Here is a 9,304-nt window from a genome sequence, read left to right as displayed (position 1 = left end):
TCATCACATAGATTGGATTTAAAGGGGAAATCACTTAGGACATTAGAAACAAAAGAGTAATATTAATTTATTTTTCAATATCTTGCTAATAGCAATTTGAAAGTGGCACAATATCAGTGAAATGAGTGGCACAAGATGAGTGAAATATATAATCATTAGTAAATATTCTAACGTACGCAATTTACTTGATTGGTCTTATAGTAATTATGGCATTCCCTGCTATGAATGAAAACGAAGATATCATCATATCTGGTCCAATTGGAGCAATAATTATTCTTGGAGGATATGTTTATAAGGTCTTTAGCTTGATGGCAGTAGATGTAATGCAATCAGTTGTAGACATGTCTATATTTATTCAAAGTAAAGGAGAGCTTAACGAAGAAGAAAAAGCTAAACCTCATGCTCAGGGTGAGTGGAAAAGAAACGCTCAGAACGAAACAAAATAATCTATCTCATATTTTTGATATAAATAATTAAATGAAAAAGTTTTTATACTCATTCATAGCTTTATGGGCTTTATTTTCATGCTCACAACAAGAAGAGAATGTAACAACACCGATAAACGAAGATAGAACAATCACAGTTGAATCTGTAGTAGATCTAGTAGTATCTCACATGAACAATAAACACGAAGCTCAAGACGGTTTAGTATTAACGAATTATGTGATTCAAATCACTGATGAGCTCGGTAATCACCAAAATCATAACATAGACAGTATTTATGATGGTCTGTCTTTTACATTTGACGATGTAGTAGGAGATGTTCATGTCATGGTATATCACGATAATTCTAATGTAAATATGAATAACTATACATTAGATGGCTCCACTATTATACCTAAAAAAAATTCCATAGGTTCTATAACTATGGAAAATGCAAATTATGCATATGTAGTAATCAAAGGACCAAAAGATAGTATTGAAGATATATATTTTAAAGGTTATAAAAATGATGGTTACTATTGGAGGCTGTATGATGCTAGCTATCCGGAACACGATGCATATTATTTTTATTGTAACGGATATACTGCAACACACGATATTATAGTTGAATATACTGATGGTAGTTTTGAAACTGTGGATTATTTTAATACAGAACCGAATACTCAATATGTATATACTCTTAATGGCCCAGGTGAACCTATTGGTGATCCAAGTAAAAACATAGGATTAGTAATTAATCCTGGTTTTGAAGGAGCTCCTATAGAGATGAATCCTAGTCAACCAGTAACCCTAAATGATATTTCATTAATAGGTAGCTGGAATGAATGGCAATACAATGTAAAGCCAGATTCTATATATGAAGACGGATCTTACACTCGTTACGTATGGACCGAAATACAAGAAAATAATATAGGAGAATGCTATAATACAATGTATTTTAAGTTCTATAATGGAATGGTAGGAAACGACTGGTATTCTCCAAACTACGAGATCGGAGCAGATACAGAAGACGAGTATGTAGAGTTCGGTGAGAAATTAGTAGGAGCAGTATGTAATGGATTTCACAATAATTTTCCAGCTATTACGATCCCAATAGAGCACTCTGGTTTGTATAGAATCGTTCTTGTACGAGAGAATGACACTAACAATTTTTTTGTAGAATATGAGGAAATTGTTAACATACCTTCTTTAGTAGATTAGACTTTAGATATCTCTACATATTTAAACCCTTCCCCTCCTAAAACTATTAAAGAAGTATCTCGCAAATAGCGTAAAGATCATAAAGCCACCACCTATAAATCGAAGGGAGTTATTGCCTACTTCTGCACTCATGTAGCGGAGTACCGCAAGTCCTCCAAACAGTAGTAAGAAGTAGACTGACATATCAAGTTGCTTTAGCTCCCTTCCAAGGTAGGTTTCCGTAATTTCATTGACTACATCACGGTCCAACAGAATATAGTTTTGCAATAAAATATATAGTAACGTAAACCAATAAAGTTACTTATACTTTGTTATCTACATACATTAAACTATTAAAAAGATACATCGTTACATTTGTGTATTATTAATTTAAATAACAATCAATATGAAACGATTTTTATCTATATTTTTTCTCTCACTACTAGTTTTTAGTTGTACAACCAATGAGGATGTGGAACCTAATAAAAATGAGCCTAGAACTATTACAGTTCGACCAACAGTTGATATGGTAGTATCTCCAATGAGTGGAGAACATCAAGCACAAGATGGTTTGGTTACTACTCATTATCGAATGCAAATTACTGATGATTTAGCTAAAACTCAGTATATCAATGTACCTGATTTAATGGACGACAAAACTTATGAGATTAGTGACGTAGTAGGAGATGTTTCAATATCAGTATATTATGCTGAAGATGACTATAACCCTCTTGATAAAAAGAGTAATTATACTTTGAATGGTAATACATTAATACCAGCATCTCAGACAAGTGGTACTATTGAAATGCATAATACCACCTATTCTTATTTAGCAGTACATGCTCCTAAAGGTACAGTCAAGCGAATTTACAAAAAAGGAGATAATAGTAATAGATCAGATTTTATTGAAGATACTGCTGCTACGGAATATGATAGAAGATATCGTTATTTTAAGAATAGTAACTATCGTGAATTCATCATTGAATATTTAGATGGAAGTTATGAAATCTTTGAAGCTTATTTGCAACCTAATAATCAGTATATCTATACTGCTAATGGCCCTGATGGCCCTGATGGCTCTGAGCCTGATCCTGATAAAGGTGTAGGGTTAATTGTAGTTCCTGGATTTGAAGATAAACCAATTGAATTAAACCCTAATCAACCAATTAAATTTGGAGATTGGAGATTAGTAGGTAATATGACTGATTGGGATCCGCAACATAGTATACTTCCCGATACAATATATAGTGATGAGGCTTCTATTATTATGGAATGGAATTTATCAGGTAATTGGTCGTATGACTTTAGATTCATAGATGAGACTAGTTGGTATGGTCATCAATTAGGAAGTCCTATGGAGTATCAAGATTATTACCAAGGGAATCTTCTATTAAACGAAGGATATAACCTTGTTTATACTTGGGCAGAACCTGAAAATATGAAGATTATATTATCAAACCCAATTGGTACTAATGAATTTTATATTAGTTATCAGTTACAATAACTAATTATTTAATATCCTAATTAAGATGTAAAACTTCTTTCTTTTAACAACATACTTTATAGTAAAGTAACAAAGGAGTATTTTGAAAATACTCATGATGAAGAATTTGTTATTCTTGATAAATATCTTTCTAACCTATGTTCTATGAACACTAAATAATGAATAATTCATACGAAAAAGAACTGAGGTCTATTTTTAAGACTCACTTATTAAAATTTGGTACTTACTATGAGAACTCAAGCGGAAGTGTAAAGAGAATCATTGTATTGGTCTCAGAGTGTATGCTGGTCAATGTGGTAAACATGCTACATTAAATGATAAGTTCAGAGAATTTATAAATAATATTGGTTTTAAACATAAAGAAACGACAAAAAGGGCTTATGATTTAGAGGGAATAGAGTTTGATAAATTTAAAGAAATAAATAATTGGATAGATGAAAATTATTTACCTATCTAAACCCTTCCCCTTCTAAAGCTATTAAAGAAGTACCTCGCAAATAGCGTAAAGATCATAAAGCCACCACCTATAAAGCGAAGGGAGTTATTGCCTACTTCTGCACTCATGTAGCGGAGTACCGCAAGTCCTCCAAACAGCAGTAAGAAGTAAACCGACATATCAAGTTGTTTTAGCTCCCTTCCAAGGTAGGTTTCCGTAATTTCATTGACTACATCACGGTCCAAGTAGCTTTCTTTGGAAAGACGATCGATCATCTGCAGAATCATACGGGGATTGCCTTGGCTGGACTCCCAAAGTGCCGTTTTGAGATGGGCGAGGTCTTCACATTCAAAGTGGCTCGTCTGACGGAAGATCAGCCCCATGGCATCATTTCGGGAAAGGTTGCTGAGTTGTATTCTCTCAAAGTTCCAGAGGAAAGTTGCTTTAGACACTGGAACCATACGGGCGGTGCCAACGATCACAAAATGCTCCGCTAAAATCTCCATCACCCGCACCGAAGCAGGGGAGATGTCATCTAGGTTTTCGAAGCTCAAAATATATTCCTTGTGCTCACATACGGAGCAAAGCATCTTGGCGATGTTGAGTGTATTTTCCTTGCTGATTTTGATTTGAATGTCCTTTTCCTCTACATCACGAAACATTAGCTTTTTGACTTCCTCTTTGTCTCCCTCAAATAGAAGTAGTAAAGTATTCGTCAAACTCTTTTTCAAACCTCTTGTATCATCAAATTTCAATACCTTTCTACCAGAAGATTTGATTAGGGATTCCAACAACATGCTTTTCCCCACACCCGTATCACCCAAGATAATGGTATTGATATCTCGGTTCACCGCTGAGAGCAATTGAGTCATTTCCTTTTTCCTTCCGACCATTGTCAGCGAATTTCTCCCCAATACATTGATGTTGGGAAGTACCGTTTTATCCTTTCTAAAAACAGAGGTAACCCTTTGGGAAATTCCTTGCTTCAATTTACCGAGTAATGTCTTTGGTTTATGTCGATTGGTGGAAGCCTCCACTAGCTCTTTTAAAGTCTTCGGCTCCTGATGTGCATAGATCAACGAGGTACTTATATTCTGATGCCCTAAAGCATCTTTGATGTCTTCCGTTTTGGCTCCTTCCGTTCGGAGCATTGTTGCAAAAGTATGTCGCAACTTGTGAGGGTAGAGGTTGGTTCCTGCAAGCAGGCTACTTTTCATCTCGTATTTCTTGAGCACTTTATTGATAGCCGTTCGAGTAAGGGCAATACCGTTTCTCTCAAACAGCTTCTGATCACCCGAAAGGTGCAGTTGGGTGCAGTATTCCACCAATGCCTTGTAGAGCAGAGTAGACATTGGCACCTTTCTTACTCTTGTCTTATGATCTTTTCGCTTCTTTAAGCTTGTCACATGCACCAATCTAGCTCTGAAGTCAATATCTGAGATACGAAGGTTTAAGGCTTCTGTGATCCGGCAACCGGCGTGCAACATCAAAAGGATGATGGTATGATTGCGGATATGCTTGGAGGACACCCGAAGCAGTTCTTCCTGTTCCTGTAGAGTGAGGTACTTCCGCTCGTTTTTGGCTTCAATTAAAGTGTTATTGTTGGCTGTCAAGGTGGTTTGATTGGGTGAGAGATAGAATTAGTGATTGTTGGGTAAAAATAGTCAAAAGTTATGAATGTAACCTATACAATATTTTTTGTAATGTAGTTTTCTTGCTAATTTTTTCTTTAAAATTAGAGTATTTTTTATAATCATTTTCTATTATTTTAAATAGTGATTGATGGAGTTGATATCTTTTTGTTAAAGAATTAAGCCATTTTTCAATAATAAATTTCACATCGTATGATAGTTTATCTTCATTTTTGCTCAAATACTTCGAAAGTTCTTCTAACTCAACATCAATTTTACTTTGAAAAGTTTCGATAAGTTCTCTCATGTATTCATAATACTTAATAAACATTTTCATATTTGTGTTTATTTTGAATTCATTATATTTTTCTAGATGAAGATTTAATAAGTGAATTATTGCTGGATGATTGGTTAAGATGTAATTAGAATAGGCTAATTGTATTTTATCAAACTCAAGATTATTAGAGTGAATAAGTACCATATTGGGTTCACTTGAAGAAAAATTTTCTAGGTAACTATTTTCAGCTTTTTGATAATCATCAAAAAAATTAAACGTAGGATTTAGCTTCCTATCAAGAATTAGTAATAAATATTCCTTGTTATTTTCACTTTCTAACCATTTTTTTAGGGATAACCCTAAATTTCCACCAAAAATTTCAATTGATTTTTTGATAATTTTTTTTTCTTTTTCATACTCTAATAAAAATTCTAAATCTCTAGTAGTTAGTTTTTTATTATCTCTAGTCAAGGACATTAGGTAGTGGAATTTTTGTAATTTTGGATTACTGCTTCCTTCTTTAACTTTCTCCTTATAAACTACATCAAGTAGTTCTACAAATGTTGCCCAATAATGTTGTGTTCTAGTTCTTAACTGGATTTCAACAGGACTGTCACACGAATGATGCTTAACTATTAGATGATAACTAGAATACCCTGTTTCAGAGGGTTCTTTTATATAATCGTTACTTTTTAAAATAGAAAAGTCTTTATTCCCTTCAAACTCTTTTACTATCCTGTAGATACTTTTCTCTTGATTTAATATTATTCTACACCCTGCTATATCTTGCATGGTCGATAAGTCCATATTAGGAAATCTAATGATTTTTCGTTTGATCGTATCTATTCGTTTTAATCTAAAAACCACCAAGCTCCCTTTTTCTTCATTTTTACCTTTTCTAACTAAGTAATCAAAACATATTTTTAAAGCAGGGATATGTTGAAGTCTATAATGTTGTAAGCACTCTAGGTTGTCTTTTGATATAGTGTTACTCTCTTTTAATTCTTTTCTAATTTTTCTACCAGTTTTTTTGACTTTAGATTTTGAAATTGCTTGCGTCATAAAATGTTTATATATAGTTCAATGCTAAATATATAAACAATAATTAATAATTACAATAGTTTATTGTATTTCAATTTTAAATATGAATAGCTTCTATTTTACATTTATTTCAACCTCAAAACTTACAATTGGCGAAATTATATTTCGAATATTTCAAATAATTTGTATATTTGTAAATAAATAAAAGAAGTTATGCTAAATAATAACCTTCAAAAAATAGAAGTAATCATTAATGGGACGAAGATGATTATTGAAGATCAGGAGAAGATTCAGTCTATCACTGATATAATATTATCGGATACGATTTCTGAAAAGGCATCAGTTTTGATTACATCCCAACAGGCTGCTGATCTTTTAGGAATGTCAAGACCTACACTTGTGAAACTATCGGATAATGGTAAGATTCCTTTTACCAAAAATGGTAATAGAAGGATGTATTATGAGAAAGATATTAGAGCCTATCAGCTCAAAAGAGAGCAAGGAGCAAAGAATATTGGTAGTTTGGTAGATTTGTCTGAAGATTTAAATTTAGAGCTGTAATGCTTAATTGTGTGCTTGATGCGAATATCCTTTATCCTGTTCTACTCCGTGATCTATTCTTGTGCCTTCATAATAATGATGCGATAGATGCTTTTTGGTCGTCATTGATTCAAGATGAATGGGTAAGGAATGTATCTCAAAATAGGAGTGAAGATCGAGAGAAATTTCAGAAGGTAGCGGATCGAATGAATACTATTTTTCCGACATCTTGTGTTTCTACTGAATTAGTTAATTCTCGTTTGAAGGACATCAAAATGGAGAAGGATAGGGATGATCGACATGTTGTGGCATGTGCAGTTGAAAGTAAATCGAGATATATTGTTACTTATAATATCAAAGATTTTCCTGCTTCTGAGATAGAGGAATGGAATGTTTGTGCTATTCATCCAGATCAATTTATAAGTCAATTTGTAGATAAAGAGCTTTTGAGAATTTCTTTTCATCAACAACTAAAGATGTATAAAAATCCTCCATATTCTAAAGAAGACTTGTTAGAATTAATGGTAAAAAGGGGATTGGTAGAAACCGCTAAAATTTTGAGATAGAACTTTAAAGCGAAATTTTAATGGCAACCCCACTAAACACCCCCTCAACTTCCATCTTCTCCATTACCAACTTCCTTTCCATTTCCAGCTGAAGCGTCTTCGCTTTATACACCTCAAAGCCTTGAATCTCTTTTTCTAGTTGCTTGATTTCCTTTACTGCTTTGCCTTTAGCGTAGTCGCTCATGGCTGAGAAATTTGTTTCTAGCTGTCGGTGTTGCTTTTGGAGCGAAGTCAACTCTTTCCTGCTTTCTTTTTCCTTCAGTATTTCTTCAGAGATCTTCACATCGATCAGCTGTAGTTTGGCTTTTAGTTCCTGGTTAGCATCTTCTACTTTTGTGATTTTAGGGGAAGAGACTAATTCCATTGTCACATTGGTAGAAGCCTTTTTGACACCTTCTTTGTAGTGATAGAACTTCTCATTGCTGAAGAGGGTCAGTTCTAAAATATCAGCATCCAATAGTCGGTTTAGGCTGTCTAGTGTGATTTCCTCAAATACTATTTTTTGGGTTTGAAAACCGTTTTTGATGTGCTTGAAATCAATGACTTTGTATTCTTCATTTTCTACTAAAGAAAATCTTTTGTCTAAGTCTTTTGAAATTGATGATCTTCTGGAAGAGATCTCACCAAAAGGAGAGTAGAGCTGTGCCTCTTTAGTACTCGCTTCCAATACAAAACCACTGTCCAATGCTCCCGTTAGTCGGTTTTGAACAATCAGAAATAAAGGCTCTGGGTTGTGAAGCTTTTCCCGTTGTACATGGCTGAAGGTAGCGAAGGCTTTGTTATAGGTGGTCCAGAATCCGTTAGCCACCAAATCCAAGGAGAGTAAATTCAAGCCAATGAAGATAAAGAAGATCACCGCTTCCGTTTTCACTTCACCTGTTTTCAGTCGCATTTTGGGATTGGCTGGAAGAACGCACCGGACTTTGGAGAAGGGAAGAAAGAAGGGAATACCCGAACGGGTGCACATATCAAAGATCAAGTGGGAGAGGTAGGCAAGCATGCCGATGATTACAAGGTGTTCTGCTTTGAAAATCCACTCCACTAAGTGGAGTAAAAATCCCCAAATAACTGTAGCGAGTAGACTATGCGTAATGGTGCGGTGGCCATAGTTCCTTTCAATCCAACGACTGATAGGATAGAAGGTTTTGCCTAGCAGAGTGCGTGGGTTGTCAATGTCGGGCAAGATAGAGCTTGTGAGCGTAAGGGCGAGGTACTCCGGTTTCTCGAAAACATTGATGTCGTAGAGAGAGCAGAAAGTGGCAGTGAATGTGAGACCTCCAGCGAGGTGGTTGTAGGACATCATGAGGTTAGTTGTATAAGATTATTAAAATAAATAACATTCTGTAGAATAGTTCATATTCCACATAAATAGTAGTTTTGAGAAAAATTCTATCCTAATTGACAAACAACTTGTATGAATATGAAAACAATAGCAATATATTTTTTAATATTTCTGTCTTCTATTACGTCATTTGCAGATACAATCTACCGACAATTTACTGCAACTGTTCACCTAAATGGTAAAAAAGTTACTGTAAAAGAGCATTTAGAAAAAGGCAGTGAAAAATATAAAGATCAATTTCACTCTGTAGCCGGTTTTCTAAATAGTTTAGACGAAGAAGGATATGAAGTAATTTATATTGATTATACCCATGAAGGGTTATGGGAGATCATTGTGAAAAAGAA

At 34.3% G+C, this 9,304-nt stretch carries 11 protein-coding genes; 7 read left to right on the top strand and 4 right to left on the bottom strand.

What is annotated here, in order from left to right:
• Window positions 1–206 precede the first annotated feature (206 nt).
• Window positions 207–446: a hypothetical protein gene (locus tag HHU12_RS31970; RefSeq protein ID WP_169660806.1), complete on the top strand. Its 240-nt coding sequence runs from the start codon at window positions 207–209 to the stop codon at window positions 444–446.
• Between the two features lie 31 nt (window positions 447–477).
• Entirely contained in the window at window positions 478–1,644 is a 1,167-nt protein-coding gene (locus HHU12_RS31965) for a hypothetical protein (protein ID WP_169660805.1), read from the top strand.
• A gap of 21 nt (window positions 1,645–1,665) precedes the next feature.
• Here the strand turns inward: HHU12_RS31965 and HHU12_RS31960 are convergent, their stop codons facing one another.
• On the bottom strand, window positions 1,666–1,911 hold the full coding sequence (locus HHU12_RS31960; protein WP_169660804.1) for a hypothetical protein: 246 nt from the start codon (window positions 1,909–1,911) through the stop codon (window positions 1,666–1,668).
• Window positions 1,912–2,029: 118 nt separating this feature from the next.
• Between HHU12_RS31960 and HHU12_RS31955 the strand changes: the two genes are divergently transcribed.
• Both HHU12_RS31955 and HHU12_RS31950 read left to right on the top strand, forming a co-directional pair.
• The gene (locus HHU12_RS31955; protein ID WP_169660803.1) at window positions 2,030–3,127 is read left to right on the top strand and encodes a hypothetical protein; all 1,098 of its coding nucleotides are present in this window, start codon (window positions 2,030–2,032) and stop codon (window positions 3,125–3,127) included.
• A 277-nt stretch (window positions 3,128–3,404) separates the two neighbouring features.
• Entirely contained in the window at window positions 3,405–3,584 is a 180-nt protein-coding gene (locus tag HHU12_RS31950) for a hypothetical protein (protein WP_169660802.1), read from the top strand.
• Here the strand turns inward: HHU12_RS31950 and HHU12_RS31945 are convergent.
• A complete protein-coding gene (locus tag HHU12_RS31945) occupies window positions 3,581–5,176 on the bottom strand; it encodes a tyrosine-type recombinase/integrase (protein ID WP_169660801.1) in 1,596 nt (531 codons plus the stop codon). The genes HHU12_RS31950 and HHU12_RS31945 overlap by 4 nt on opposite strands.
• A gap of 58 nt (window positions 5,177–5,234) precedes the next feature.
• Window positions 5,235–6,533, bottom strand: a complete 1,299-nt coding sequence (locus HHU12_RS31940; RefSeq protein WP_169660800.1) for a nucleotidyltransferase family protein — start codon at window positions 6,531–6,533, stop codon at window positions 5,235–5,237.
• Window positions 6,534–6,725: 192 nt separating this feature from the next.
• Between HHU12_RS31940 and HHU12_RS31935 the strand changes: the two genes are divergently transcribed.
• Together HHU12_RS31935 and HHU12_RS31930 are read left to right on the top strand one after the other, a co-directional pair.
• Window positions 6,726–7,073: a helix-turn-helix domain-containing protein gene (locus tag HHU12_RS31935; RefSeq protein ID WP_169660799.1), complete on the top strand. Its 348-nt coding sequence runs from the start codon at window positions 6,726–6,728 to the stop codon at window positions 7,071–7,073.
• Window positions 7,073–7,618: a PIN domain-containing protein gene (locus HHU12_RS31930; protein ID WP_169660798.1), complete on the top strand. Its 546-nt coding sequence runs from the start codon at window positions 7,073–7,075 to the stop codon at window positions 7,616–7,618. Before HHU12_RS31935 ends, HHU12_RS31930 begins: the two co-directional genes overlap by 1 nt.
• 4 nt (window positions 7,619–7,622) lie before the next feature.
• On the opposite strand, the gene HHU12_RS31925 is transcribed toward HHU12_RS31930, so the two are convergent.
• Window positions 7,623–8,921, bottom strand: coding sequence for a metal-dependent hydrolase (locus tag HHU12_RS31925; RefSeq protein ID WP_240971235.1), 1,299 nt, complete (start codon window positions 8,919–8,921; stop codon window positions 7,623–7,625).
• A gap of 117 nt (window positions 8,922–9,038) precedes the next feature.
• Here HHU12_RS31925 and HHU12_RS31920 point away from each other — a divergent pair.
• A partial coding sequence (locus HHU12_RS31920) for a hypothetical protein (RefSeq protein ID WP_169660797.1) occupies window positions 9,039–9,304 on the top strand: 266 nt, incomplete at its 3' end.

The sequence above is a fragment of the Flammeovirga aprica JL-4 genome, from assembly GCF_012844305.1.
Classification (GTDB): Bacteria; Bacteroidota; Bacteroidia; order Cytophagales; family Flammeovirgaceae; genus Flammeovirga; species Flammeovirga aprica.
Note: the sequence above shows the minus strand (reverse complement) of the source record. Positions and strands in the feature narration are given on the sequence as shown.

What these genes read in the sequence shown, in the direction of transcription:
- HHU12_RS31970 (WP_169660806.1), top strand. Translation starts at nt 207, where the DNA reads ATGGCATTCCCTGCTATGAATGAAAACGAAGATATCATCATATCTGGT.
- HHU12_RS31965 (WP_169660805.1), top strand. Translation starts at nt 478, where the DNA reads ATGAAAAAGTTTTTATACTCATTCATAGCTTTATGGGCTTTATTTTCA.
- HHU12_RS31955 (WP_169660803.1), top strand. Translation starts at nt 2,030, where the DNA reads ATGAAACGATTTTTATCTATATTTTTTCTCTCACTACTAGTTTTTAGT.
- HHU12_RS31940 (WP_169660800.1), bottom strand. Translation starts at nt 6,533, where the DNA reads ATGACGCAAGCAATTTCAAAATCTAAAGTCAAAAAAACTGGTAGAAAA.
- HHU12_RS31935 (WP_169660799.1), top strand. Translation starts at nt 6,726, where the DNA reads ATGCTAAATAATAACCTTCAAAAAATAGAAGTAATCATTAATGGGACG.
- HHU12_RS31930 (WP_169660798.1), top strand. Translation starts at nt 7,073, where the DNA reads ATGCTTAATTGTGTGCTTGATGCGAATATCCTTTATCCTGTTCTACTC.
- HHU12_RS31925 (WP_240971235.1), bottom strand. Translation starts at nt 8,921, where the DNA reads ATGATGTCCTACAACCACCTCGCTGGAGGTCTCACATTCACTGCCACT.